20 protein-coding genes are annotated in these 24,946 nt (G+C 61.8%); 13 read left to right on the top strand and 7 right to left on the bottom strand.

All coding sequences use genetic code 11. The annotated features are described in order from the left end of the window. Positions 1-197: 197 nt before the first annotated feature. The 3 genes from ACPPVP_RS41990 (at position 198) to ACPPVP_RS41980 (ending at position 5,042) form a co-directional block, all read left to right on the top strand. Positions 198-2,549: an ABC transporter substrate-binding protein gene (locus ACPPVP_RS41990; protein ID WP_426529863.1), complete on the top strand. Its 2,352-nt coding sequence runs from the start codon at positions 198-200 to the stop codon at positions 2,547-2,549. 81 nt (positions 2,550-2,630) lie between these two features. After that, on the top strand, positions 2,631-3,524 hold the full coding sequence (locus ACPPVP_RS41985) for a TauD/TfdA dioxygenase family protein (RefSeq protein WP_426529861.1): 894 nt from the start codon (positions 2,631-2,633) through the stop codon (positions 3,522-3,524). Positions 3,525-3,701: 177 nt separating this feature from the next. Further along, positions 3,702-5,042 (top strand): Rieske 2Fe-2S domain-containing protein, encoded by a 1,341-nt coding sequence (locus ACPPVP_RS41980; protein ID WP_426529859.1) that lies wholly within the window; start codon positions 3,702-3,704, stop codon positions 5,040-5,042. Between the two features lie 147 nt (positions 5,043-5,189). Here the strand turns inward: ACPPVP_RS41980 and ACPPVP_RS41975 are convergent, their stop codons facing one another. Further along, positions 5,190-6,797, bottom strand: a complete 1,608-nt coding sequence (locus ACPPVP_RS41975; RefSeq protein WP_426529857.1) for a Na+/H+ antiporter — start codon at positions 6,795-6,797, stop codon at positions 5,190-5,192. 186 nt (positions 6,798-6,983) lie between these two features. Here ACPPVP_RS41975 and ACPPVP_RS41970 point away from each other — a divergent pair, with 186 nt between their 5' ends. Beyond that, positions 6,984-7,493, top strand: coding sequence for a hypothetical protein (locus ACPPVP_RS41970; RefSeq protein ID WP_426529855.1), 510 nt, complete (start codon positions 6,984-6,986; stop codon positions 7,491-7,493). Between the two features lie 172 nt (positions 7,494-7,665). On the opposite strand, the gene ACPPVP_RS41965 is transcribed toward ACPPVP_RS41970, so the two are convergent. Beyond that, positions 7,666-8,826: an IS30 family transposase gene (locus ACPPVP_RS41965; RefSeq protein WP_426526839.1), complete on the bottom strand. Its 1,161-nt coding sequence runs from the start codon at positions 8,824-8,826 to the stop codon at positions 7,666-7,668. A gap of 308 nt (positions 8,827-9,134) precedes the next feature. Here ACPPVP_RS41965 and ACPPVP_RS41960 point away from each other — a divergent pair, with 308 nt between their 5' ends. The 3 genes from ACPPVP_RS41960 (at position 9,135) to ACPPVP_RS41950 (ending at position 13,605) form a co-directional block, all read left to right on the top strand. Continuing rightward, the gene (locus ACPPVP_RS41960) at positions 9,135-10,553 is read left to right on the top strand and encodes an esterase/lipase family protein (protein ID WP_426529853.1); all 1,419 of its coding nucleotides are present in this window, start codon (positions 9,135-9,137) and stop codon (positions 10,551-10,553) included. A 625-nt stretch (positions 10,554-11,178) separates the two neighbouring features. After that, positions 11,179-12,195 (top strand): SphA family protein, encoded by a 1,017-nt coding sequence (locus ACPPVP_RS41955; protein WP_426529838.1) that lies wholly within the window; start codon positions 11,179-11,181, stop codon positions 12,193-12,195. 90 nt (positions 12,196-12,285) lie between these two features. Beyond that, positions 12,286-13,605, top strand: coding sequence for a DUF1214 domain-containing protein (locus ACPPVP_RS41950; protein ID WP_426529831.1), 1,320 nt, complete (start codon positions 12,286-12,288; stop codon positions 13,603-13,605). A 333-nt stretch (positions 13,606-13,938) separates the two neighbouring features. On the opposite strand, the gene ACPPVP_RS41945 is transcribed toward ACPPVP_RS41950, so the two are convergent. Then, entirely contained in the window at positions 13,939-14,313 is a 375-nt protein-coding gene (locus tag ACPPVP_RS41945; protein WP_426529829.1) for a nuclear transport factor 2 family protein, read from the bottom strand. Positions 14,314-14,643: 330 nt separating this feature from the next. Between ACPPVP_RS41945 and ACPPVP_RS41940 the strand changes: the two genes are divergently transcribed. After that, on the top strand, positions 14,644-16,434 hold the full coding sequence (locus ACPPVP_RS41940) for a caspase family protein (protein WP_426529827.1): 1,791 nt from the start codon (positions 14,644-14,646) through the stop codon (positions 16,432-16,434). Positions 16,435-16,809: 375 nt separating this feature from the next. Here ACPPVP_RS41940 and ACPPVP_RS41935 read toward each other — a convergent pair whose 3' ends face one another. Together ACPPVP_RS41935 and ACPPVP_RS41930 are read right to left on the bottom strand one after the other, a co-directional pair. Next, on the bottom strand, positions 16,810-17,490 hold the full coding sequence (locus tag ACPPVP_RS41935) for a DUF1345 domain-containing protein (protein WP_426529825.1): 681 nt from the start codon (positions 17,488-17,490) through the stop codon (positions 16,810-16,812). Between the two features lie 23 nt (positions 17,491-17,513). Continuing rightward, positions 17,514-18,434 carry a polyprenyl synthetase family protein gene (locus ACPPVP_RS41930; protein WP_426529824.1) on the bottom strand — a complete coding sequence of 307 codons (921 nt, stop codon included), beginning with the start codon at positions 18,432-18,434 and terminating at the stop codon, positions 17,514-17,516. 177 nt (positions 18,435-18,611) lie between these two features. Here ACPPVP_RS41930 and mtgA point away from each other — a divergent pair, with 177 nt between their 5' ends. The 3 genes from mtgA to ACPPVP_RS41915 all read left to right on the top strand — a co-directional run bounded on the left by mtgA (position 18,612) and on the right by ACPPVP_RS41915 (position 20,466). Beyond that, complete coding sequence (gene mtgA, locus ACPPVP_RS41925) at positions 18,612-19,283, top strand: monofunctional biosynthetic peptidoglycan transglycosylase (protein WP_426529823.1); 672 nt, start codon at positions 18,612-18,614, stop codon at positions 19,281-19,283. Positions 19,284-19,435: 152 nt separating this feature from the next. Next, positions 19,436-19,618 (top strand): 50S ribosomal protein L32, encoded by a 183-nt coding sequence (gene rpmF, locus ACPPVP_RS41920; protein ID WP_028347701.1) that lies wholly within the window; start codon positions 19,436-19,438, stop codon positions 19,616-19,618. A gap of 134 nt (positions 19,619-19,752) precedes the next feature. Further along, positions 19,753-20,466, top strand: coding sequence for a hypothetical protein (locus ACPPVP_RS41915; RefSeq protein ID WP_426529821.1), 714 nt, complete (start codon positions 19,753-19,755; stop codon positions 20,464-20,466). Between the two features lies 1 nt (position 20,467). Here ACPPVP_RS41915 and ACPPVP_RS41910 read toward each other — a convergent pair whose 3' ends face one another. After that, a complete protein-coding gene (locus ACPPVP_RS41910; RefSeq protein WP_426529819.1) occupies positions 20,468-20,755 on the bottom strand; it encodes a hypothetical protein in 288 nt (95 codons plus the stop codon). Between the two features lie 232 nt (positions 20,756-20,987). On the opposite strand from ACPPVP_RS41910, the gene ACPPVP_RS41905 reads away from it, so the two are divergent. Beyond that, positions 20,988-22,691: an EAL domain-containing protein gene (locus tag ACPPVP_RS41905; protein WP_426529817.1), complete on the top strand. Its 1,704-nt coding sequence runs from the start codon at positions 20,988-20,990 to the stop codon at positions 22,689-22,691. 157 nt (positions 22,692-22,848) lie between these two features. Here the strand turns inward: ACPPVP_RS41905 and phaR are convergent, their stop codons facing one another. Then, complete coding sequence (gene phaR / locus ACPPVP_RS41900; RefSeq protein ID WP_426529815.1) at positions 22,849-23,448, bottom strand: polyhydroxyalkanoate synthesis repressor PhaR; 600 nt, start codon at positions 23,446-23,448, stop codon at positions 22,849-22,851. 315 nt (positions 23,449-23,763) lie between these two features. Between phaR and ACPPVP_RS41895 the strand changes: the two genes are divergently transcribed. Continuing rightward, positions 23,764-24,942, top strand: coding sequence for an acetyl-CoA C-acetyltransferase (locus ACPPVP_RS41895; protein ID WP_426529813.1), 1,179 nt, complete (start codon positions 23,764-23,766; stop codon positions 24,940-24,942). Positions 24,943-24,946: the final 4 nt, after the last annotated feature.

The following is a 24,946-nucleotide window of genomic DNA, read 5'->3' as shown; positions in this document are numbered from 1 at the left end:
AACTTCGTCGCACTCGTGCTGGTTGCATATGCGCGATGATGCATGCCGCCCTGCAATAGGCGCAGTGCGCAACATCAAGTTGACGAAATCGGGACAAAGTTCCGACGCACGGCGGCGCCTGACTTGCCCTTAATGCGGGTGAGTTGGAAACGGCAATCTTCCCAGCACCCAAAAAATAACAAGAAAACGGGGGCGCAATGGGAACCACGTTCGATACGGCTTCGCTGGAGCCGGCTTCAAAGCGGCAACAGCTCAACGCTCCGCAGGATCGGTCGGGCACAACCAGATGGCGAAGCATTGCGGTCCGCCTGATGTTTGCCGCGGTGGCAGCGGCGTCGGCCACTCAATCGGTTTCTGCCGCAGGTCCCGGCGATGATGAGATCCGCATTGGCAACACCATGCCGTACAGCGGACCGGCTTCCGCTTACGGCGTGATCGGCAAGACCCTTTCGGCTTACTTCGACAAGGTGAACGCTGAAGGGGGCATCAACGGCCGGCGGATCAGGTTCATCTCCTATGATGATGCCTACAACCCCGCCAAGACGGTCGAACTGGTCCGCAAGCTGGTCGAGCAGGACCGCGTCCTCCTAATGTTTGGAAGCGTCGGCGGCGCCACGAGTGCGGCGGTGCGGCCTTATCTGAACTCCAGCAAGGTCCCACAACTGTTCAACGCCTCGGGCCCGGCGATGTGGGATCAGCCGCAGGAATTTCCCTGGACCATGGGCTGGCAGCCGAACTACCAGACTGAAGGCCGCATCTATGCGCAGTATCTGCTGGAGAACTATCCGCACGGCAAGATCGCGGTGCTGTATCAGGACGATGCTTTCGGCAATGACGCCCTCAAGGGCTTGAAGGATGGACTCGGCACCAAAATTCCGATCGCCGCCCTGGCCCCGTACAAGGTCACGGACCCTTCGATCGATCCGCAGATCGCCAGGCTGAAGGCTTCGGGCGCCGATATCTTCGTCAATTTCACGACCCCGAAATTTGCCACCATCGCCATCCGTCGTGCCGCCGAACTCGGCTGGAGACCGGTTCAACTCCTCGAGGCGGCTTCCAACTCGGTCGCGGTGCTGCGGCCGGCCGGCCTGGAAAATGCGGAAGGCGTGTTGTCGGCCGGGTATTACCTCGAACCCGACGATCCCCTGACCGCCAACGACCCCGCCTTTCGGGAATGGTCCGCTTTCATGGACCGGTATGCGTCGAGCCTGTCCAAGAGCGATGGGCTGACTTCCTACAGCTACGCACTGGCCAGAACGATGGTCGAAGTGCTGCGGAGATCCGGTGACGATCTGTCCCGGGAAAACATCATGCGGCAGGCGGCCACCCTCAAAGGTCTGCAGGTCCCGATGCTGATTCCGGGCATTGCGATCGATACCAGCCCGAGCGATCACGCCCCGATCGAGCAGATGCAGATGCAGCGGTTCACGGGCGGGAAATGGGAACGCTTCGGCCCGGTGCGAAGCGGCATCGATGCCGGCAGCGTCAGTGAATCCTTCAAGACCATCTTCCAGTACGGTACGGCCAAACGCGATCTGGCGGTCAAGTTGAACACCAACACCGTGTCTGTCATGACCGGCTCGTTCGGCAGCACCTATGCCCAGATCGGCGCCGATCTCGGTTCGGTGCTGGATAATGGCGAGAGCCTCCGGGTGTTGCCGGTTCTCGGCCGCGGATCGGCTCAGGCGGTCGTGGACATCCTGCTGTTGAGGGGCGTGGACGCCGGAATCGTACGCAAGGACACCCTTGCCTATCTTGAGCGCAAGGACTTCGCCAGCAGCATCCGCCAGCAGTTCGTCTACGTAACCAAGCTGTTCAACGAGGAAATGCACGTCCTCGCACCGCGGTCGATTCGCAGTCTGAAGGATCTCGATGGCAAGACGGTTGTCGTCGATCAGCCGGATTCCAGCACCTTCGTGACGGCGATCAACGTGTTCGAGCGGCTGGGTATCAAGCCGCATCTCGTGTACAGCGAGCCGCGGCTTGCGATCGACCTGCTGCGCCGGAGCGAGGTCGATGCAATCCTCGCCGTCGAAGGCAAGCCTTCGCAATGGCTGAGCCAGATCAAGGATCGGGACCTGCATCTGGTGCCGGTCGAGTATGATAAATCTCTTCAGACGGAGTATCTGCCGTCCAAGCTTACGTCGGAGGACTATCCGAATCTGATTGGAAGCGGCGCCGTGGTCGATACGATCGCCGCCGAGGCCATTCTGGCGGCTTACCACTGGCCCGCCAACAACGACCGCTATCGCCGCCTCGCTCTGCTGGTCGAATCGCTTTTCACCAAGTTGCCCCAGCTGCAAAAGCCGCCGTTCCATCCAAAATGGAAAGAGTTGTCGCCGAGAGTACCCGTCGATGGCTGGATGCGTTTTGAAGCCGCGCAGGAGTGGCTCAACCGCACCTATCCGACGGCGGCGGGAGCACCGGCGACAACGGTCGGCGTAGGATCGCCCCGGGATGCCAATCCGCCGATCAGCCGCAACGATCCGCTGTATCGCGAGTTCCTCGACTGGCGCGCGAACCGGCAGAAGGCCAACGTCAACCATTGACGTTCCGGCCGCTGCCCGTATTGCGCTTCGTATCGTCTGGACTACGATGCCTCCCAATCGAGAACGATTGGGAGAACGCCGATGTCTTCGCTGTCCGGCAAACAGGGACCGCGCTACCGCCACACTGCCGGCGAACCCGACCCTTACGAGACCATCGGCGTCGAAAAACTCACGCCGATCATCGGCGCGGAGATTTCCGGCGTCGATATCGGCAAACTCGTCTCGGAGGAAGCGCGCTCCAACCGCCAGATGGACGAGATCCATCGCGCGCTCGCCGAAAACCTCGTGATCTTCTTTCGCGACCAGCACATCAGCTCCGACCAGCATCTCGCCTTCGGGCGCAAGTTCGGCGAATTGCATGTGCATCCGGCGGCGCCCAATGAGGGCGACCCGGCGCTGATGAAGATCTACGCCGACAAGGATTCGCCGCGCGCCAATGGCGAGGGCTGGCACAGCGACGTTTCCTGCGACGTCGAACCGCCGATGGGATCGATCCTCTATATCAAGCAGTGCCCGCCGCGTGGCGGCGACACGCTGTTCGCCAACATGTATGCCGCCTACGAGGCGCTGTCCGACCGGATGAAGGCCTATCTCGACGGGCTGACCGCGCTGCACGACGGCGAGCAGACTTATCGCGGGCTCTACACCAATTACGGCGTCGCCGACAAACGCGAGTATCCGCGCGCCGAACACCCGGTGGTGCGTACCCATCCGGTCACGGGCAAGAAGGCGCTCTACGTCAACCGCGGCTTCACCCGTTTCATCGTCGGCATCCCGCGCGACGAGAGCGACGCCATGCTGGCCTATCTCTACCAGCACGCCGAGAACCCGCTATTCCAGTGCCGCTTCCGCTGGACGGAAAACGCGGTCGCATTCTGGGACAACCGCTGCGCCCAGCACCGCGCGATGTGGGACTACTGGCCGCACACCCGCTCCGGGACGCGGGTAACGGTCAAGGGCGAGCGGCCGGTCTAGTTTCCCAGGGTGGATTAGCGAAGCGTAATCCGCCACCCTTTGCTGGATCGGTGGGTTACGCCTTCGGCTAACCACCCTACGCAGTCGCCGTGCAGCTATGAACCTATTCGCGTTGACGCCTCGCCACAGCTGCGCCAAGCTTGACCAAAACCAAGACAAGAATCCGGAGGTCTCCCCATGCTCCGCGCAGAAGACAACAAATTCCTTACCGAGAGCGGTGCAGGCACCGGCATGGGCGAATTGCTCCGCCGCTTCTGGATCCCCGTGCTGCTGTCGGCAGAGCTGCCCGAGGCCGACGGCACGCCGAAAAAGATCATGGTCATGGGCGAGGAGCTGCTCGCCTTCCGCGATACCCGCGGCGTCGTCGGCGTCATCGATCAATATTGCCCGCATCGCGGCGCCAATCTCTGGATGGGGCGCAACGAGGAATGCGGCATCCGCTGCGTCTATCACGGCTGGAAGTTCGATACCGACGGCCGCTGCGTCGACATGCCGACCTCCTATCCCGACCTCAACGCCAAGGACCTGATCCGCATCAAGTCGTATCCGGCGCGGGAATGGGGCGACATGATCTGGGCCTATATGGGCCCGGCGGAGCAGATGCCCGAATTGCCTGATCTGGAAATGGCGCTGCTGCCGCCGTCGCATCGCTACGTCTCGAAGAAATGGCAGGACTGCAACTGGGTGCAGGCGCTGGAAGGCTCGATCGACACCGCGCACTTCACCTTCGCCCATCTCTCCTTTGAAAAGGAAGAGAACGAAATCCTCGACATCAAGAAGCACTTTGTGAATCCGCTGGTACGGGTCGCGACCGACCATATGCGATGGATCGCGGAAGACCCGCGCCCGGTGATCAAGATCAATCCGCACGAGGCCGGGCTGACGGTCGCCGGCGGGCGGTTGACCGGCTCCGACAACATCTACTGGCGCATCGCCCAGTTCCTGATGCCGGTGCATGCCTATGCGCCAAGCTCGATGCCCGGCGAGAATATTTTCGGTCAAACCTTCGTTCCGGTGACGGATACCAGTTGCTGGATCTATACCTATGCGTGGAATCCGGAACGTCCGCTGACGCAGGCCGAACGTGACGGTTACGACCGCGGCAACGGTGTGATGTCGGAGGTTGACGAGAATTATGTGCCGCTGCGCAACAAGTCGAACGATTACCTGATCGATCGCAAGCTGCAGAAGACCAACAGCTACACCGGCATCAAGGGTGTGTCCGAGCAGGATGCCGCCGTGCAGGACAGTCAGGGGCTAATCGCCGACCGCACCCGCGAACATCTCGGCCCGACCGATCTGGGCATCATGCATTTCCGCAAGCTGGTGATGGATGCCGCCCGCGCGCTGCAGAAGGGTGAGGCGCCGCCACACCTCAAGCATCAGGATCGTTATGCGGTGCGCTCCGGCGCCTGCGTCACCAGCAAAACCAAGGACCTCACCGCCGTCATGATCGAGCGGTTCGGCGACGCGGCCGGCTATGTCGGCAGGCCAGGCAGGAACGCGGCGGCGGAGTAGGGCTCAACTCCCGCCATCGTCATTGCGAGGATCCGCAGGGTGGGCAAAGGAGCGAAGCGACGTGCCCACCATCCGTCAGTCACCGAGCTGCGAGATGGTGGGCACGCTCCGCTTTGCCCACCCTACGGCATCTCGCAATGACGGCTTCTACAGCGGAATCTTCCGATATTCCCGATTGCTCAAACTCGCTTCCTCCAGATCGAGGTCGCGTTCGATCCGCCGCCTGGTTTCGTCGGTGATCTTGCCGTCGCGCAGCAGGGCGTGGATGAATTTCCGCTCGGCGGCGATCAACTCCCGCGTTAGCGCGGTGCCGGCCGCCGAGACGTCGTGGCTGGCAGGATCGAGCGATGCCGGGATCTGATTGGTCCGGTTCTCATGCCGCGCCCGGAGCAGCTTGACGACCTCATCGGATAATTCGCGGTCGTCGGTGATGGCATCCAGCGATTTGAGCGCAGCATCGAGTGCCTCGCGCCGCGCCGCGATCTCGGATTCGTGTTCCGCGATATGCTCCCGGCGGCTGTCCTTGGCGACGCCGAGCCATCGCACCACCAGCGGCAATCCCGACCCAAGCCCGACCAGCGTAATGAAAATGACGCCGAAGGCGACGAACAGGATCATGTCGCGATAGGGAAAGCCTTCGCCACCGGGCAGCGCAAGCGGTAGCGCCAACGCGGCGGCGAGCGACACGGCGCCGCGCACGCCGGTGAAGCCCAGCACGAACGTGACCCGCCAGGATGGCGCCGGATCCCGTTCACGCAATCGCTTGCTGAGGATGCGCGGCAGGTAGACTGCAGGATAAACCCAGGCAAAGCGGGCGATGATGACGATGGCGACAACGAGCGCCGTCGTGAACGCGATCTCCTGGAGCGGGAATGCCTTGGATTTTTCGTAGACCAGTCGCATCTGGGATCCTGTGAGCAGGAACAGCATGCCCTCGATCAGAAAGATCACGAGGTCCCAGAAGAAGATGCCCTGCAGGCGGGTCGCCGCGGAGATCAGCAGCGGTCCGTTCCAGCTCATGTAGAGCCCGCAGGCGACGGTCGCGATCACGCCGGAGCCGCCGAAATGCTCGGGGATCCAGAAGGCAATGTAGGGGGTGATCAGCGACAGCGTGATCTCGATCTGCGGATCCCGTGTGCGATGCCGTGCGTGCAGGGAGAGCCAGCCGATCGCCAGGCCGAACAGGATCTCGCAGGCGACGATGGCCGCGAAGGTGCCGGTGGCCTTCGGCAGCGAGAACAGCCCCGTCGAAATGGCTGCGACCGCAAACCGGTAGAGGATCAACGCCGTGGCGTCGTTGGCAAGCCCTTCGCCCTCGAGCACCACGAGGATACGGCGCGGAATGCCCAGTTTTCGCGCTATTGCGAGCGGCGCCACCACGTCCGGCGGGGCAACGATCGCCCCCAGCAGGAAGCCAACGCTCCAGGGGAGCCCGATCAGGTAATGCGTTGCGGCGGCAACCATGAACGCCGTGAAGATCACGCAGCCGACCGCGAGCAGGATAATCGGCCGCAGGTTGGATTTGAATTCACGCCAGCTCATGGCGACGCTCGCCGAATAGATCAACGGCGGCAGCACCATCAGCAGCACCAGATCCGGCGGCAGTTCCACGGCCGGCATGCCCGGCACGAAGGCGAGCGCAATGCCGGCGACCATCAGCAGAATGGCCGGCGCGATATTGGTCCGGCGCGCCAGCAGCGCGGTTCCTGCCAGCACGGCGAGCAGGATCATAAAGATCTGAAACTTGGCTTCCATGATCGCCCCCCTTCGCAGGGAAAAACCGCGAGGTCAATGCGCGAGCGCGCGTACTCATGGACGAAGCGTGAAGGGGTTTCAGGCCGCGTTTGACAAATTTGTGAGCCTTGTGGCCGAACCCGCCCGATCGATGCCCCGTACCAGCGAAGACCCTGCGTTGGCAGGCGAAGAGGCGGGAGCATTTCAATGAAACATATTGGTCAGCATGCCATTGTGATCGGCGCCAGCATGGGCGGTCTCCTGGCCGCTCGCGCGCTGTCGGATTTTTACGCCGTTGTCACCGTGCTGGAGCGCGACGCGTTTCCGCAGTCGGATATTCCGCGCAATGGCGTGCCGCAGGGCCGCTATGCGAATGGCCTGCTGGCGCGGGGCCGAATTGCCCTTGGGGGCCAATCATCACTTAAACTCTTCGATCAACGCCTTCCAGCCTTGTACATCCTTGCCCATCCACAGCACGACACCGAGCGCTGCCAAGTGGTGCGGCAACTCGCAATCGGGACGGGCATCCATACTATTGACGAACGAGGAGACCGCATTTTTGAGGTCACCTCGGTCAAGATAATCGAATGCGCGTTGCTTACACCGTTCGACATACTTGTCGCGCGGAATATCCGCAATAACAGAACGATCCATTCATCAGCTCCCAACCGAATCAGAACGTCGGACTGGCAGCCGATCAAAGTGAAATGGAATTGACCCGTCTGTTCGGAAGCTAACAATCGAGCTCGATTTCATTCACGGTGTGGGGATCAGGCCACAGCAGCGGATCAGCGAATACTCGATCAACGGTACCTTCCCGATATCCGATGTTCAGGAACGTATCTGAGTGCCGCGCCAAGCTGATGATGTCCGCTGATGGGGTGCCGGCTCAACCGGTCGACGCAACACAGGCGTTAAATCTCTCCGCTGGTGTTTCAAATTGCAAGGTCTCACGTGGTCGTTCGTTTAGCTGACGAGCCACTTTGTTCAGATAGGCTTGCGAATGCACCGACAAGTCGGTGCCCTTCGGGAAGTACTGTCTCAGCAGGCCATTGGTATTCTCGTTCGACCCGCGCTGCCACGGGCTTTGCGGATCGCAAAAATAGACGTCGATGTTGGTCGCCAACGTAAAGCGACGATGATCCGTAAGTTCCTTGCCCCGATCCCAGGTCAGGGACTTATACAGCTCCTTTGGTAGCTTCTTCGCCTGCTTGATGAGCGCGGATACGACCGTCTGGGTGTCCTTGCCTGCCACCTTGGCCAACATCACGTAACGCGTATGACGCTCGACCAGGGTCGCGATGTAGCTGTTGTTCGGTCCGGACAACAGATCGCCTTCCCAATGGCCAGGCACCGCCCGATCTTCAACCGCCGCCGGTCGCTGGCTGATTGAGACGATATCCTTGATGTGCCCCCGTCTATCCCCATTTGGGTCAACCGGCCTGGAGCGACGCATCGAGCGCTTCGATCGAAGATGGCTAAGCAGCTCTTTCTTGAGCACGCCGCGTGCTTGGACAAACAAGCTGCGATAGATGGTCTCGTGTGACACCTGATTACACTCGTCTTCAGGATGCGTTCTCTTCAGCCAACCGGCTATCTGCTCGGGTGACCAATCCAATCTGAGCTTGCCTGCCACCGCCCGCCGAAGCCGCGGATTGGTCGCTAACTTACAACATTTTGGACGACGGGATCGCGCCCAGGCATTCTCGTCCGCAAGTGTCGCTCGGTAGCGATCATAGCCGCCATTGCGACCCATTTCCCGGCTCACCGTCGAGGGTGAGCGGCCAAGCAGTTTGGCGATCGACCGGGCCGATCGATGTGCCGTAACACCTCTGGAAATCACCTCGCGTTCCGCAAGCGTCAACGCCAACCTGGAGCGACGCCGCTCCGCAGGACGAATCCCACCATGCGGAGCCACCAGAAAATAGATCGACGATGACTGCTTACCAAAAGCTCGTCCAATCGCCTTCAGCGACTCCCCACGCTTCCAGCGATCCCATAATTCCGTCTTCTCCGCCGCAGTAAAACCTCTATGAAATCTCCGTTCCATCCCACACTCCATCTTTTCCCTCTAAGATAAAGTGTTGCGGCGACCGGTTGAGACCACCGGGCAAAAGGGGACGTTGCGCCTGGGCGCCTCGAGGTCTTGGTTTGACCCAAAGCGGATTTCGCGTTTCGGCCGCGCTTGCAGCGCTCAAGACCGCTGGGGCTACAAACTTGACCTGATTGGAAGAAGGCTGCGTTTGGAGAGGCCTGCCTTTTGATCTAGTCCAGCCGCATTGGCTCTCGTTCCACGAAGCGTTCTAGTTTAACCTAGCTGAAGCTGATTTCTGTAGGCTCGAATTGCGAGTGTGTGTCGTGACCGAGACAGCTACCGACTCAAGTTTTCACGGCGCTTCGGCTGAGAAAGAACTCCATTTTACTTTTGTTCATGGCACATTTGCCCCTGGTGCGCCCTGGACGCAAGAAGGCTCGCTTCTTCGTAAGAAGCTCTTCGAGGAATTTGGGGAGAACCTTCACTTCCACGATGATTTTCGTTGGTCGGGCTGGCCGAGTCACCTCGCTCGTCATTGGGGTGGACAGAAGTTCCGAGACTTCCTGCTGGACGTGACGGCGCGGAACCCCGGACGCCACTATGTTGTGGCTCACAGCCACGGCGGGCCCGTTGTGCTCTACGCTTTGCGCGACAAGCTCCTGGCTGAACGGATCGAAGGCGTCGTAACGCTTGCCACTCCCTATTTGCTTGGTCGCCGCCGCGACCTAAGCCTGCTCGGTTATTTCGCTGCTTTCGCCGGCTCGTATGGGCTATTGATCATCCTTTTCGAGCTGATGAGAATTCCGCTGTACACGTATTATAATGAGCATCGGACTTGGTCCGTCTATGTCGCGATCTCATTATTCGACACTATCGCGCATCTAATCTTCCTGGTCATCCTGGCTTTGGTTGGCTTTGGTGTAGCTCAATTGACAGATTGGTTTCTGAAGACGCTCGCATTGCCTGACGTCCATCCAGAGCGGTTGCTCATCGTTCGAGCCCCTAGCGATGAAGCGACCGCCCTCATTGGCTTGTTTCACGCACTGGAACTGTTTTTGACGTTTCTTTGGGGCCGGCGTGGTCCGTTGGATGGCTACTTGGGCCCCTTATTCGATAGGCTCTTCGATCGGATCGTAGCGTTCCTTTTACGGCCTCTCGTTCTCGTTCTAGTATACTGGCTTCTTCTCGGACACCTACTGCTCATTGCCGCAGCCATTTTCGCGAGCTACATCGACCAGTCTCCGCTTGTGAGGATTGACGGCTGGTCCCCGTCCTTGGCGTCGATCCCCACTTGGTCGACCGTGAGTGTTGCCTACCTCTACGCTGCTGATCATCTCTATGCCTGGGCTTTGGCTATTGCTGTCTTGATCGCCTTCCCTGCACTTCTGGTGACGGGCCCCGTCGTTTGGTTTTTCAAGGTCTCTATCCCTGTAGTGGCTCTTCTGGGAGCAAGTTTTTTTATACTCGTTCTTTGTACTGCGATTCTTGCGATGACCAGCGTTCCGGAACTCGGCATTTGCGCAGCCACCGTCATTGTCTCCTGCGAGCCTTCCCCTCCTGGTACTTACAAGATTGTTCAGCTCCAGAGCGGCGGCGAGAATGAGAGCTTTCTCCTTCACTCTTTGCCGTACACGCATCCAACTGCGCTGAGCGAGATCGCCAAATGGATAAAGGCTCCGAAGTCGGCCAACGGGCCACATTCGGGACTTCTGGACTTACGCGCTAAAGGCGATCTCTCCTGATGTCCGCTCCTGGCAGATATTGTTGCAAAAGTCTTTTCGGGGTGGCGGTCGACAATTCTTAGAGCCGCTGATGCGTCTAGCGCGCGGCGACGCGAGGGACCATATCGCTTCATCCAAAATCGATCACGGACCTCCGTGATGGCGTTGAAAAGCGACGCGGCAGCAGAGAAGTCCAAAGATCGACTTTCGCGAGATTTTTAAGGTTGTTCGATTTTCGACTTTTGCAACAATATCGGCACTTTTGAGAAATGCCGACCGTCCGTGACGGTGTCCGCTTTCGGAGGAAAACCGGAAGTCATCGACGGAGAGCCAAACCGACGCGATTGACCCGTAGCAGACCTACCAGCACGCTTTTCGAAGTCAGTTTTATCACAAGCCGCCATGTTCTTGATGTCACGCCTTAATGCGGAACGCAGGGAATGTCCTTAGCTTTGATCGCGGGAAGGCAGCCGCGCCACGAATGTTCCGCTTCGCGCAGCGTTCCGTTGACTACCGCTGCGCGGTCGGTTGCGTGACATTTAGGCCACTGCCGCAAAAACTTTCGCCGTGATGCGAGCTAACCACAAAACAAGCCAACGGCCGGGCATAGACTGGGTTGATCAAGCGACGGCATTGGGGAACTGAGATGCTTCGCTGGCCCTCACGGCTGCGACACGCTGCGGGCTGCATTGCGTTGGTTGCGATCGCGCTGACGCCGGTAGCGGCCCGCGCTGATTCAGGCGGCGTAGGCTTCTGGTTGCCGGGAGGCATGGGCAGCCTCTCCGCAGTGCCCGGACAACCCGGCTGGAGTCTCACCAGCATCTATCTTCACGTCGGAGCCAACGCCGGTGGCAGCAAGGATCTGCAGCTCAACTCGTCCATCGTCGCCGGCCTGCATGCGCGCGCCGATGCCGTGGGCTTCCTGCCCGCGTACACTTTTGCCACGCCGGTATTGGGCGGCCAGTTGACGGTCGGTGTGCTCGGCGTGCCCGGCAATGTCGGGGTTGGCATCAACGCCACCCTCACTGGTCCGCGCGGCAACCAGATTTCGGGCGCCGTCAACGACGAGAGGACCACGTTTGGCGACGTGTACTACCTTGGCACCCTGAAATGGAATCAGGGCGTCAACAATTATATGTGGTACGTGCTCGGCAACATCCCGAGCGGCACCTACGATCCCACGCGGCTGGCGAACCTGAGCATCGGCTACACCGGCGTGGACAGCGGCTTCGGCTACACTTATCTCAATCCGCAGACCGGGCACGAATTGTCCGCGGTCGCCGGCTTCAGCTACAGCGGCATGAACGAAGCGCTGCAGTATCGCAACGGCGTCGATTTCCATTTCGACTGGGCGGTCTCGCAATTCGTCAGCAAGAGCGTGCATGTCGGCCTGGCCGGCTACGTCTATCAGCAGGTCACCGGCGACAGCGGCGCTGGCGCGAAGCTTGGCGATTTCAAGGGCCACTCCGTCGGCATCGGCCCGCAGATCGGGATCTTCTTCCCGGCGTGGGAAGGCTACACGGGCTATCTGAACATCCGCGGCTATTGGGACGTGGCCACCGAGAATCGCCCGACGAGCCAGACCGCGATGGTCACGCTGACCTTTGCGCCGGCCGCACCGGAAAAGCCGGCGACGCCGCGCGGGCCGAGGCATGTGAAATAGCTAAGAACGGCCTGGACCGGACCCAAAGCGGACATTGACTTGCCGCCTAACGGGCATAGCCTTCCATGTCCAGCTAAAGGGAGCGGTGTCATGAAAAGCATCATCTCGGCAGCCTTGGGTCTTATCTGCGGTGCCACATCGGCGCTCGCGCAAACGCAAGCTCCGCGCGTATCCGACCAGGACATCGCTGACGCCTACATCTACCAGCTCGGCCGCGCGCTCGTGATCCGTCAGGAGAATATGGATGCCGACGCGCCGGGCTTTGCCTATAACACGATCAAATATAACCCCATCGGCTCGGCGGACTGGGTCAACCCGAACCTTGACACCGCCTATCTCGAAGCGTGGTTTGCGGTAGACCCCGACACGCCGGTCATATTCGAAGTGCCGGAAATTAAGGGCCGCTACTATACCGCGCAGATTCTCGACGAATGGGGCGAGGTGATCGCCAATATCAACGAGCGGATATTCCCATCGAAGCCGTTCGGCAAATTCGCGCTCGTGTATCCAAACTCCAGCGCCAAAATTCCTGCGGACGTTGCGCGCATCGAACTGCATTCAAGCAAGGCCAAGCTGCTGGGGCGCGTCGAGATCAAGGGCGACAAGGACGCGGCCGTGAAGCTCCAGCAAGCGTTCAAGGCGACGGCGCTCGGCACGCCGAAGGTCAAAGCGCCGCCTGTCATACCGATGTTCGACAACAAGGACCTGATGGGTGTCGAGATTTTCGACAATGTCGATGCCGTGCTTGCAAGCGCGCTTGATGTGGCACCGAATGCTGCCGCGATGCAGCAGAAGGTGCGCGCGGTCGCCGCCTACGTTGCATCAAGCCAGCAGGCGCGGGCCGTGGTGGATGCGCAAATCCGCAAGGTCGTTCCTGAGTTCATCGAGTTCACGTTCACCAAGAGTGCGCCCTATCGCAATCATTGGGTCGGCGGCAACCCGATCTTCGGTAACTACGGTGCGGACTATCGGCTTCGCACGGTCGCCAACTATGCGGGCATCTGGGCCAACACGCCCGACGAAGTGATCTATTTCGTCGCGACGCGCGATTCCAACGAGCAGACGCTGGACGGCTCAAACAGCTATGTCATCCACTTCCCGGCCGACAGGCTGCCGGAGGCTGTCATCGATGCCTTCTGGTCCGTCATTCTGGTCGGCGTGCCGGATTACCGCGTCGTTCCTAATCCCTTAAACAGGTTCAACCTCAACAACTTCTCGCCACTCAAGAAGGAAACCGACGGCTCGCTGAAGATCGCGATCGCTCCAAAACCGGTCGCGAACGTGGCGGAAACGAACTGGTTGCCGTCGCCGGAGGGGAAACCGTTCTCGCTGACGTTCCGCACTTACGTGCCGAAAGACGTGGTCAAGGGCGGTGGGTGGACGCCCGCACCCGTGACGAAGGTGAATTAGAAGCCTCCCCATAAGGAAGATCGCTCTCGGAGCAAACTCCCGGAGCCGCAGCCGGTGAATTGACAGCGACCAATGTCCGCTCCTGGCAGACTTTTGCAACAATATCGGCACTTAACAGAAGTGCCGCGCCAAGCTGGGCATGTCCGTAGACTGGTGCAAAGTGGACCTCAAACCGCAGCAGTGCATGGGCCATATAGCATTGGTCGTAGCAGCAGCGGCTCACGTCCCCCGATTGTTCGAAATTCATAGGAAATAAGTAAAATGCCTGCCGTTGCCTCGAGGTGCGGCGGCACGGAGGCCACGCCGGCGGACGCCGCAGGCCCCGCGTGGCTGTTATTCGCGCAAATCGTAGCGATAGGATTTCGAGACGATCTTCCAGCCGTCGTTCAGTTTCATCGCCACGAGATAATCGGTGAAATAGCGCGGCGGCAGTTGGCAGCGCACCTTGATGAAGGCGGTCTGATCGTCGGAGCGATCGATCGTGACGATGAAATCCTCGCGCGGCTTGCCTTCGGCCTTGGCCGAGGGGCGCTTGCGCACGCGATCGAGCCAATCCGGCACGGTCAGCACCTGCAACTCGCCCTTCTCCAGCCAGCGCAAATCGGCGCTGGTGTCGAAGATCGCGCCGAGCTTGTCGGCATCGCCCTCATAAAGACCATCGAAATAGTTCTTCACCACGGCTTCGACGGTCGATCGGTCAGCACTCACGGCTCTTCTCCCGGCAAACGAAAAATGGTTCGAGGTGAATTAAGCCATGAACCGGCCGGTTGCGCCATTGAGAAACGGCGAACGCTCGCATCGCTGCGGAAGAATGCGTGTCCCGCGGGGTTGCCATAAGGCGCTGCCTTTCCCCGTGAACCCGGCGGAAAATGGCATCAGCAGCGACCGAACCTCCCGGCCTGCTCGCCTGACTAAGGATATAGCAAGGGCACAATTCACATCAGTGTGGATCGTGACTTAACTCACAAAGCCGGGCTGCGGCTTCTGGTAGGCAGGCCGGTGTGGTAAAAAGTATAAGGCTCCGGAGGAGTCACGATGATGTCAGGATCGCTAAAATTGTGCCGATGGGCACTTGCAGCCGCCGCATTCCTTTTGGTGAGCGAGCCGGCCTTTGCCGAAAAGCGCGTGGCGCTGGTACTGGGCAATTCCGCCTACAAGAATGTCGCACCGCTGGCCAATCCCGTTAACGATAGTGCCAAGATTGCATCGACGCTGAAAGACGCAGGTTTCGATGTCGTCGATTCCCGCCGCGACCTGCCGGCGGCCGAGACCCGTCGCGCGTTGCGCGACTTCGCCGATCGCGCGCGCGATGCCGATATCGCCGTGGTCTACTACGCCGGCCACGGCATCGAGGTGGACGGCGCGAACTACCTGATCCCGGTCGATGCGCGGCTGGAACGCGACACCGATATCTATGACGAGGGCCTCTCGCTCGACCGTATCCTGATCGCGATCGAGCCGGCCAAGAGGCTCAGGCTGGTGATTCTCGATGCCTGCCGCGACAATCCGTTTTCCCGGAGCATGAAGCGCACGGTCGCTTCGCGCGCGATCGGGCAGGGCTTGGCCAAGGTCGAGCCGACCAGCCCGAACGTCCTGATCGCCTATTCGGCCAAGGCCGGCTCCACCGCGGCCGACGGCGACGGCCAGAACAGTCCGTTCACGGCGGCGCTGTCGCACCATTTGACGAAGCCAGGGCTCGACGTGCGCCGCGCGTTCGGCTTCGTCCGCGACGAGGTGCTCAAGACCACCGGCAACAAGCAGGAACCCTTTGTGTATGGTTCGCTCGGCGGAGAAGACGTGCCGCTGGTGCCGGCCCGCGCGGCGCCCGCAGCAGCGCCCGCGGCTCCAGCCCCGAGCCCGCAGGCCGAAGCCCGCCGCGATTACGAACTGGCGCTGCAGATCGGCAACAAGAGCGCACTCAACGCCTTCCTCGCGCAATATCCCGATGGCTTCTACGCCAGCCTTGCCAAGCTTCAGCTCGACAAGATCGCCGCCGAAGAAACGCGCGTTGTTGCGACCGAGAAGGCGCGGCTGGCCGAACAGGAGCGGGCACGGCTTGCCGCCGAGGGCGCCCAGAAGTCGCAGCAGGCAAAGGCCGAAGCTGAAGCCAGGGCCGCCGAGCAGGCGCGCGTCGCGGCTGAAAAGGCCAAGCAGGTGGCGCAGGACCAGGCGGCCGCGGCCGAACAGAAGCGCGCCGCCACCGAAAGCGCCGGCGCCGACAAGGCGTCCGCTCCGGCACCCGCTGAAAAGGCCGTGAACGTTGCTTCCCTCGCCGCGGGGCCGCCGCAGGCTGATGTCACAAAATCGGTACAGTCCGAACTGCGCCGCGTCGGCTGCCTGACCGGCAACGCCGATGGCAACTGGAACAATTCCTCGCAGCGGTCGCTGACGCAGTTCAACCGCTATGCCGGAACCAGGCTCGACACCAAGGTCGCCAGCGTCGATACGCTCGATACGATCAAGCTGAAGTCGTCGCGGGTGTGCCCGCTGGTCTGCGAACACGGCTTCCAGGCTGATGGCGACCGCTGCAGCAAGATCGTCTGTGCCGAAGGCTCGGTCCTCAACGACGACAATGAATGCGAGAAGCGTCGCGCCAAAAGGCCGGTGGCAACGCGCGAGCGGCCGGAATCACGGCGCGCCCCCGAAGAACCGCGGCGCTACTACCCCGAAGCAAGGCGCGCCCCGGAAGGAACCAAGCGCGTCTACATCACGGGTTCTCAGGCGCCGGGTGGGCCAGGGATTGGCGCCAACGGCCGGCCGCTGACCGGCCAGGACCGCGCGACGGGCTGCCACTCCTACGGCGCCATCATGTCCGGCGTGTGCCCGTAGCCCTCCACAAGAAATGGTCGTCACCCGCGCAGGCGGGTGACCCAGTATTCCAGAGACGTCCGCGATAGAATGGAAAAGCCGCGGCGTACTGGATTCCCTGCCTTCGCGGGGAATGACAGAGGAGCCAGGCGGCTGCGTCCGAACAAGACACTTCATCCGCGGACTTGAACCGCGTATCCACGAGAGTCTTACAACGCGAATAGATTGCCGGCCCAAGGCCCGGCCGTAGCGATGCTCCCCGGGGACGCAGGCGGTCTGAGCGCTGCCCGCCGGGGCAAATTCCTACTTTGCATGGGGTTGTTTTCGATATTTTGATTCCAGGACCCTGCTGCAGGGCTTTCCCTGCCCCCGATTCAAGGCCGGGACGTCAGGTGATCAGATCGCGCTTCCCGCAATATTGACCATCAACGCGATCAGCGCGGTGTTGAACACGAACGAGATGATGCCGTGCACGGTCGCGGTGCGGCGGATGATCCTGTCGGTGATGCCGACGTCGGAAACCTGCGCGGTCATGCCGATCACGAACGAGAAGTAGACGAAGTCCCAATAGTCCGCCTCGACATGCGCGTCCCCGCTCGGAAACTGCAGGCCGCCGGGCTTTTTGTTGCGATAGAACTCGTGCGCGTAGTGCAGCGAGAAGGCGGTGTGAACGATCGCCCATGACAGCACGATGGTCACGATGGCCAGGATCAGCCCGGACGGGTTGCCCTTCGAGGCGCCGAGTTCGAACACGATGGCGGCGAGGCTTGCGAAGGCGCCGAGCGCGGTCAACAGCAGCAGCAGGAAACGCCCGTCGTCCTGCATCACCGCGCTGCGTCGGATATGGCCGACGCCGCAACGCAGCATCATGATGTAGGCGAGCACGAGATACAGTACGGTAAACACGTCCCAGCCGACGACAAGCCGTGTCGGCAGTCGCAGGGTACCGGGCAGCAGAAAGAACGCGATGACGCCGACCGCGAGCGAGATGAAAGTGCGCGGTCTACCGTAGACCACGCGAACCGGCATCGGCAGATTGCGGAACCGAACAAGGTCGTCTTCGAGTTCCTTGTTCATCCGCCGCCTTTGCCGTTTGTTTGCTAGTTCTTGCGCTCCGCGACGAAGCGTGCGGCTGCCCGCAATACGTCGCCCTTTGTCCCGAAGATCGCAAGGGCTGAATCGGCGCGTGCCAGCAAATCGCGCACGCGCTGCTTGGCGCCGTCGATGCCGAGCTGGGTAACAAAGGTGGTCTTGCCGAGCGCCGCATCGGCGCCGGCCGGTTTGCCGAGCGCCGTGGCGTCGCCCTCGACGTCGAGCAGGTCGTCGGCGATCTGGAACGCCTCGCCGAGCGCGCGGCCGTAATCGTCGAGCGCCTGATATTCTTTTGGCGTGGACTGACCGAGGATCGCGCCGGCGATGCAGCCATAGCGCAACAGCGCGCCGGTCTTCATCTGCTGCAGCTGCGCCACGTCGGCCGGTTCGCGGTCGCCGAACCGGCCTTCGCCCGCGAGGTCGAGGATCTGGCCGCCGACCATGCCGCCGATGCCGGAGGCACGCGCCAGCGCACGGGTCAGCAGCAGGCGCACGGTGGCGTCCTTGTGGATCTCGTCGCGGGTGACGATGTCGAACGCCAGCGTCAACAGCCCGTCGCCGGCGAGGATCGCGGTGGCGTCGTCGGTCTTCTTGTGCAGCGTGGGGCGGCCGCGGCGCAGGTCGCTGTTGTCCATTGCCGGCAGGTCGTCATGGATCAGCGAATAGCAATGGATGCATTCCAGGGCCGCGCCAACCAGAAGGGCGGCCTCGCGCGGAACGCCGAACACGGCGGAACTTTCGACCACCAGAAAAGGGCGCAGCCGCTTTCCGCCGCCGAGGCTGGAATAGCGCATCGCATCCATCAGCCGCTTCGGCCGGGTGATCTCGTCGGGCAGCAGCGTATCGGACAGCAGCTTCCCCAGCAGGGCTTCGGTATCGTCCGCGGTCTGGTCCAGTCGCTTGGCAAAATCGGCAGTGGCGGTCGTCATTAAGAATAGCTCCAGATCAATTTGGCCGGACAATCGTTGATGCCAAGGGCTTCGTCAATTCCATGACGGGGGTCACAAAAGCGCTGGAAAACGCACTAGATATCATGGAGATGTCACGTGGGTGGGGCCTATTGATCGCCCCGGGGGCCGGCTTGGGCCGAACCGGAAGCATCCGATTTGCGCATTCTCCGAAATTTAGTGCTGATCCTGCTTGCGGTGCTGTTGCTGCCCTATCTGGTGACGCCGATTTACCGGACCGGCCATCCGGTGTCAGCGCTGATGGCTTGGCGCTGGCTGAAGGGCGCGCCGGTGTCGCGGCAATGGATCGATTTCAACGCGATTTCGCCTTATCTGCCGCGCTCGGTGGTGGGCTCGGAGGACGCCAAATTCTGCAGCCATCGCGGGGTCGACTGGGGCGCGTTGCAGGACGCGATCGATGACGCCGAGGATGGCGAGCCGGCCCGCGGCGGCTCGACCATCACCCAGCAGGTGGCAAAAAACCTGTTCCTGTGGCCCGGCCGCAGCGTGATCCGCAAAGGCCTGGAACTACCGCTGGCGATGTGGATCGATTTCGTGCTGCCCAAGCAGCGGGTCCTGGAAATCTATCTCAACATCGCCGAGTTCGGTCCGTCCGGGCAGTTCGGAGCCGAGGCCGGGTCGATCTATGCGTTCGGCCGTTCGGCGGCGACGCTTTCCGCGCGCGACGCCGCCTTGCTGGCGGCGATCCTGCCGAATCCTGTCAGGCGCAGCGCCCGCAATCCCGGCCCCGGGGTACGCCGCCTGGCCGGGACCTATATGGCGCGGGCGGGCGCAGTACAGCGCTGCTGGAGCGAAAATCGTGCTTTTTGAGCCAATTTTCGGCCCCTTTTACCGCAAGCTGGCCTAGCTTTACGCCATCCCATCCTCTATAAGCGCGGCCTTATCGGCATCGCAGCCCGCGCGCGCAGCGCTGGGCCGTCCGTTTCGGACAATGCCTCCGACAACACCCCTAGAGGACCGTTATGGCCGTTCCCAGAAGAAAAACATCGCCCTCGCGGCGTGGCATGCGCCGCTCGGCGGACGCGCTGAAGAAGCCGACCTATGCTGAGGACAAGGATTCCGGCGAACTGCGCCGTCCGCACCACCTCGACCTCAAGACCGGCATGTATAAGGGCCGGCAGGTGCTGAAAAAGAAGGAATCCTGATCGGATTCGGGAATAAGGCGCCGCTCCTGGCGGCGTCTGCCCGAATTTGGCCAACGAGTGGGCCAACGGTTCCATTGGGCGAAGCGATGCTTTGCCCGGGGACATTCCGGTTATCCTAGGAAGGCGCGATACCCATGGTCGGTTTTCCGCTGCTTCTGATTCCGCTCGCGATCTACAACATCATCGTCTTCCTGATGCCCGACGTGTCGTTCACCGAACCGTTGGTGAAGCTGACGTTGGTGTCGGGCGCGGAATGGACGGTGACGCTGAGCGACGTGCTGCTGACGCTCGCGATTCTGCTGCTGCTCGCCGAAGTCATCAAGGGCGCGCGCCCCGGCGCGAAATATCTGACGGACCACCTGCTGTCGCTGATCGTGTTCGGCGCGGCGGCGGCCGAATTCGTGCTGTGGCCGAAATTCGCTACTTCGACCTATTTCCTGATGACGGCGCTGTCGCTGGTGGATTTCATCTCCGGCCTAGCGCTGCGAACGCGGCGCCGTGCCGTTGCGGTAGCGACGCCCGCGCCTCCACCAAAGGCCGCTGCAAAAGTCGAGGCACCGGCGGCTGAGCCCGAACCGGCGCCGGCAGCACCGCCCGCGCCTGCTGCGCCCTCGGTGCCGGCGGCAACAACTGTCGCCGAATCCGTGTTGCAGGATCACCCCGAGCCGAAACCGGCACAGCCCACCGTCACGCCCGCCAGGCCCGAAGTGGCTTCGATCGTCCCCGAGGCGGCCTCGCCGAAAACGGCTTCTCCTGAAGCCTCGTCACCGGAAGTCCCGTCGCCGGGAATCCAGCCGGGCAGCGGTCCGCAGCCCTCGCCGGACAAACCGGACACGCCTCAGCGCTGATCTAGATGATTTGCCGCGTCCGGAAGCCGGTGCCGGACCGCCGGGTCTGGCTGGCGACATAGGCCGTTTGCGCATCCGCAAGCGAAGCCCGCCGCAGACGGCAGGTTTGCGGCGCCTGGTCGGCGGTCGCGATCAACTGGGCGACGAAGGTTGGATCAGGCCGCGGCGTGCGCCTCGGCGGCGACCACGGCACGGACTGGGTTACCGGCACCAGTTCGGTGTGCGCCGGCTCGTCGAGGTTGACGAACTCGCCGTCCAAAATTTCATCTGATCGATCGATATCCAGCATCGCACACCGTAACCGGCTAAACTGTCACGTTTTGGGACGTTACGCCCCCACTGCGATCTGACCTCGCAAGGCCTATGCCGTTTCCTCCTATTTCGTTCCTGCCAGGCCCGGCAAGTCTTTGAAACGTGGTTTCCAGATTATTTATGAACTTGGCCTAGCCTAGCGTTCGACCGCGCCACTATCCTTAAGGCTATGGAATCACCCCGGCGGTGTCCCGAATCGAGGCGTTCCGATGCTTCCTGTCCCGCAAGCCTCCAGCATCCTTGCCTCGCTAGGTCAGGCGGCCTTCCTTTGGGACCTGACAGCGGACACCATCGCCTGGAGCGACAATGCCGGCACGGTCTTCGCCGATATTCCGGCGGAGGCGCTGGCCAGCGGCGCCGCCTTCGCCAAGCTGATCGAGCCTTCCCGTTCGGTCCGGACCGAGGCGCTCGCCCAATCGGGACCAGCGCGGGGCAGCGAAGGCGTCGCTTACCGGCTCGAATATGGCGTGCGGGCCGCGGCCTCCGCGCCCGTGATCTGGATCGAGGAGACCGGTTGCTGGTTTGCAGGGCCCGACGGCAAGCCGGTGCGCGTGCAAGGCATTGTCCGTGTCAACAACGAGCGCCACGCCCGCGATGAACAGCTCATGCGGCTTTCGCGGCACGATCCGCTGACCGGTGAACTCAATCGCACGCATCTCGTCGCCGCGCTGGCGGAAACGATCGAAGAAACCATGCGGCTGCGATCGTCCTCAGCCTTCATGCTGATCGGCATCGATCATCTGGCGCGTATCAACGACGCCTTTGGCTTCGACGTAGCGGACGCCGTGATCGCCGAGGTCGGGAAGCGCATCCGCGCCAAGCTGCGTGGCGGCGATGTGCTCGGCCGGTTCTCCGGCAACAAATTCGGGCTGATCCTGAGGAATTGCACCGTCGACGACACCAATACCGCGGCCGAGCGTTTCCTGGCAGGGATCCGCGACGCGGTGATCCCGAACAAATCCGGCCCGGTCTCGGTGACGGCCTCGATCGGCGCGATCACCATCCCGCGCTATGCCCGTAATGCCGATGAAGCCGTCAACCGCGCACAGGAAACGCTCGACGGCGCCAAGCGCCGCCGCGCCGGATCGTTCGCGCTGTGGAAGCCGAATGTCGAACGCGACGCCCAGCGCCGCGTCAACATCCGCGTCACCGACGAGATCGTCACCGCTCTTAATGATCGCCGCATTGTCGCCGCGTTCGAGCCGGTGGTCGAGGCGCGCTCGCGGCAACCAGCATTCTACGAGTGCCTGGTGCGGATGGAGCAGGCGGATGGGCAGGCGCTGCTGGCGCCCGATATCGTCCCCGTGGCGGAGCGGTTGGGACTGATCCGGCTGGTCGACCACCGCGTGCTCGAACTCGCCGTCGCCGAACTTGCGGCGTCACCGAATGTGCGGCTCAGCCTCAACATCTCGCCAGATACCACCATGGACCCGGATTGGTGGACCGGAATCGAATCCTTGATGCTGGCCTATCCCGGCGCCGGCGAGCGGCTGATCGTCGAAATCACCGAAACGGTCGCGATCCAGGATATCGACGATGTCCGCGGCTTCGTGACCCGCCTGAAGAATTTCGGCAGCCAGATCGCGATCGACGATTTCGGCGCCGGCTACACCTCATTCCGGAACTTGCGCAAGCTCGGCGTCGACATCGTGAAGATCGACGGCGCCTTCGTGCAGAACATCGCACGTTCGGCGGACGATCGCGCCTTTGTGCAGACGCTGATCGACTTGGCGCGCCGACTGCAGATCAAGACGGTGGCGGAGTGGGTGCAGGACGAGGAAGCCGCCGTGATGCTGCGCGAATGGGGCTGCGATTACATCCAGGGCCGCCTGATCGGGCTGGCCTCGCCGGAACGGCCGTGGGCGGTAACGGGTGACAAGTCAGGTGATACGGCGCTGCCTGCAGCGGGATAGCTCTCTCCGCCCGTCGTCCCCGCGAACGCGGGGACCCATACGCCGCGGCCCTTCAATGAAGCAATCCGGTAGACGCCTTCGCTAAACGATCAACGCTGGGGGTTATGGGTCCCTGCGTTCGCAGGGACGACAGCGGAGAGGGATTTGACGAAGAGTTCTACTCTTCTTTCTTCGGCTCTTTCGACATGCGCTCCAGCCGGTCCTGCATGTCCTTCATCTGGCGGCGAAGATCATCGATATTGTCTTCGTCAGGCACCGGCTCCGGCATCTTCTCCGGCTCGGACGACGTCGATCCGGGGCGCGGCGGCACGAACGGCTTGAACATCGAGAACGTCTGCTGAAACAATTCCATGTTGCGGCGGACATGTTCCTCGAGCGGCGCGAACGGCGTGCCGCTGAAGGTGTTGGTGAGCTGCTTGCGGAATTTTTCCTGCTCGCGCGTCAGCGTGTCGATCGACTGCTCCAGATATTTCGGCACCACCATCTGCATGCTGTCGCCGTAGAAGCGGATCAACTGGCGCAGGAAAGTGGTCGGCAACAAATTCTGTCCGGCCTTGTTTTCCTGTTCGAAAATGATTTGCGCCAGCACCGAGCGGGTGATGTCGTCGCCGGTCTTGGCGTCGTAGACGAGAAAATCCTCGCCATCCTTCACCATCGCCGCGAGATCTTCGAGCGTCACATAGGTGCTGGTGCCGGTATTATAGAGCCGCCGGTTGGCGTATTTCTTGATGGTCGTAGGTTGGTCTGACTTTGCCATAAGCTCACACAATACACCGAGAGCGGGAACCCGACGGCATGGCCGACGGGCAGACGAGCAACGCAACGCAGCAAAGTAAGCATTTTCAATGCGGTTCGGCTACCGTTTTGTGCGGCACGGTTAATTCCAAGGCATGGACGCTGCTATGGAAACCCTCATGGGGATCAATTTGAATGCGCCGCGGCAGGATTTTGCGCGCTGGCCGATTGACATGGGTCAACGAGGTTAACAGGATGAGGTGAGAGACAGGCACGCCATCCGGCCGCTTGCCGTCCAAGAACCTCAAGCCCAAGAAACCCCAATAAGGAGATGCCCATGTCAGACGATGTCGTCATCGTCAGCGCCGCCCGCACCCCGGTCGGCAGCTTCAACGGCGCGTTCGCCACCACCCCGGCGCATGACCTCGGCGCCATCGCCATCAAGGCCGCGCTGGAGCGGGCGGGCATCGAGCCAGGCCGCGTCTCCGAAGTCATCATGGGCCAGATCCTGACCGCCGCCCAGGGCCAGAACCCGGCCCGCCAGGCCTCGATCGCCGCCGGCATTCCGGTGGAGAGCCCAGCCTGGGGTGTCAACCAGCTCTGCGGTTCAGGCCTGCGCACGGTCGCGCTCGGCTATCAGGCGCTGCTCAACGGCGATTCCGAAATCGTGGTCGCCGGCGGCCAGGAATCCATGAGCATGGCCCCGCACGCGCAATATCTGCGCGGCGGCGTCAAGATGGGCGGCCTCGAACTGGTCGACACCATGATCAAGGACGGCCTGTGGGACGCCTTCAACGGCTACCACATGGGCAACACCGCCGAGAACGTCGCACGGCAGTACCAGATCACCCGCGCGCAGCAGGACGAGTTTGCCGTTGCCTCGCAGAACAAGGCCGAGGCGGCGCAGAAGGCCGGCAAGTTCAAGGACGAGATCGTCCCCGTCACCATCAAGTCCCGCAAGGGCGACATCATCGTGGATACCGATGAGTATCCGCGTCACGGCGCGACCATCGATGCGATGGCGAAGCTGAAGCCCGCCTTCGAGAAGGACGGCACTGTCACCGCCGGCAGCGCATCCGGTATTAATGACGGCGCCGGCGTGGTGGTGTTGATGACCGCCAGGCAGGCCGCCAAGGAAGGCAAGAAGGTGCTCGGCCGCATCGTGTCGTGGGGCCAGGCCGGCGTCGATCCCAAGATCATGGGCACCGGGCCGATCCCGGCTTCCCGCGCCGCGCTGAAGAAGGCCGGCTGGAACATCGCCGATCTCGATTTGATCGAGGCCAACGAAGCGTTCGCGGCGCAGGCCTGCGCGGTGAACAAGGATCTCGGCTGGGATACCGGCAAGGTCAACGTCAATGGCGGCGCGATCGCGATCGGCCACCCTGTCGGCGCGTCCGGCGCGCGCGTGCTGGTGACGCTGCTGCACGAGATGCAGAAGCGCGATGCCAAGAAGGGCCTCGCTACGCTGTGCATCGGCGGCGGCATGGGCATCGCCATGTGCATCGCACGCGATTGAACTA

This window comes from Bradyrhizobium sp. McL0615, from assembly GCF_049993905.1.
In the GTDB taxonomy this organism is placed as follows: Bacteria; Pseudomonadota; Alphaproteobacteria; order Rhizobiales; family Xanthobacteraceae; genus Bradyrhizobium.
The sequence above is the reverse complement of the archived record's forward strand: the minus strand, read 5'-3'. Positions and strand labels throughout refer to the sequence as shown.

Bases quoted from the DNA above. Each gene is read 5' to 3' on its own strand.
- ACPPVP_RS41990 (WP_426529863.1), top strand. From the start codon at position 198: ATGGGAACCACGTTCGATACGGCTTCGCTGGAGCCGGCTTCAAAGCGG.
- ACPPVP_RS41985 (WP_426529861.1), top strand. From the start codon at position 2,631: ATGTCTTCGCTGTCCGGCAAACAGGGACCGCGCTACCGCCACACTGCC.
- ACPPVP_RS41980 (WP_426529859.1), top strand. From the start codon at position 3,702: ATGCTCCGCGCAGAAGACAACAAATTCCTTACCGAGAGCGGTGCAGGC.
- ACPPVP_RS41975 (WP_426529857.1), bottom strand. From the start codon at position 6,797: ATGGAAGCCAAGTTTCAGATCTTTATGATCCTGCTCGCCGTGCTGGCA.
- ACPPVP_RS41970 (WP_426529855.1), top strand. From the start codon at position 6,984: ATGAAACATATTGGTCAGCATGCCATTGTGATCGGCGCCAGCATGGGC.
- ACPPVP_RS41965 (WP_426526839.1), bottom strand. From the start codon at position 8,826: ATGGAACGGAGATTTCATAGAGGTTTTACTGCGGCGGAGAAGACGGAA.
- ACPPVP_RS41955 (WP_426529838.1), top strand. From the start codon at position 11,179: ATGCTTCGCTGGCCCTCACGGCTGCGACACGCTGCGGGCTGCATTGCG.
- ACPPVP_RS41950 (WP_426529831.1), top strand. From the start codon at position 12,286: ATGAAAAGCATCATCTCGGCAGCCTTGGGTCTTATCTGCGGTGCCACA.
- ACPPVP_RS41940 (WP_426529827.1), top strand. From the start codon at position 14,644: ATGTCAGGATCGCTAAAATTGTGCCGATGGGCACTTGCAGCCGCCGCA.
- ACPPVP_RS41935 (WP_426529825.1), bottom strand. From the start codon at position 17,490: ATGAACAAGGAACTCGAAGACGACCTTGTTCGGTTCCGCAATCTGCCG.
- ACPPVP_RS41930 (WP_426529824.1), bottom strand. From the start codon at position 18,434: ATGACGACCGCCACTGCCGATTTTGCCAAGCGACTGGACCAGACCGCG.
- rpmF (WP_028347701.1), top strand. From the start codon at position 19,436: ATGGCCGTTCCCAGAAGAAAAACATCGCCCTCGCGGCGTGGCATGCGC.
- ACPPVP_RS41915 (WP_426529821.1), top strand. From the start codon at position 19,753: ATGGTCGGTTTTCCGCTGCTTCTGATTCCGCTCGCGATCTACAACATC.
- ACPPVP_RS41910 (WP_426529819.1), bottom strand. From the start codon at position 20,755: ATGCTGGATATCGATCGATCAGATGAAATTTTGGACGGCGAGTTCGTC.
- ACPPVP_RS41905 (WP_426529817.1), top strand. From the start codon at position 20,988: ATGCTTCCTGTCCCGCAAGCCTCCAGCATCCTTGCCTCGCTAGGTCAG.
- phaR (WP_426529815.1), bottom strand. From the start codon at position 23,448: ATGGCAAAGTCAGACCAACCTACGACCATCAAGAAATACGCCAACCGG.
- ACPPVP_RS41895 (WP_426529813.1), top strand. From the start codon at position 23,764: ATGTCAGACGATGTCGTCATCGTCAGCGCCGCCCGCACCCCGGTCGGC.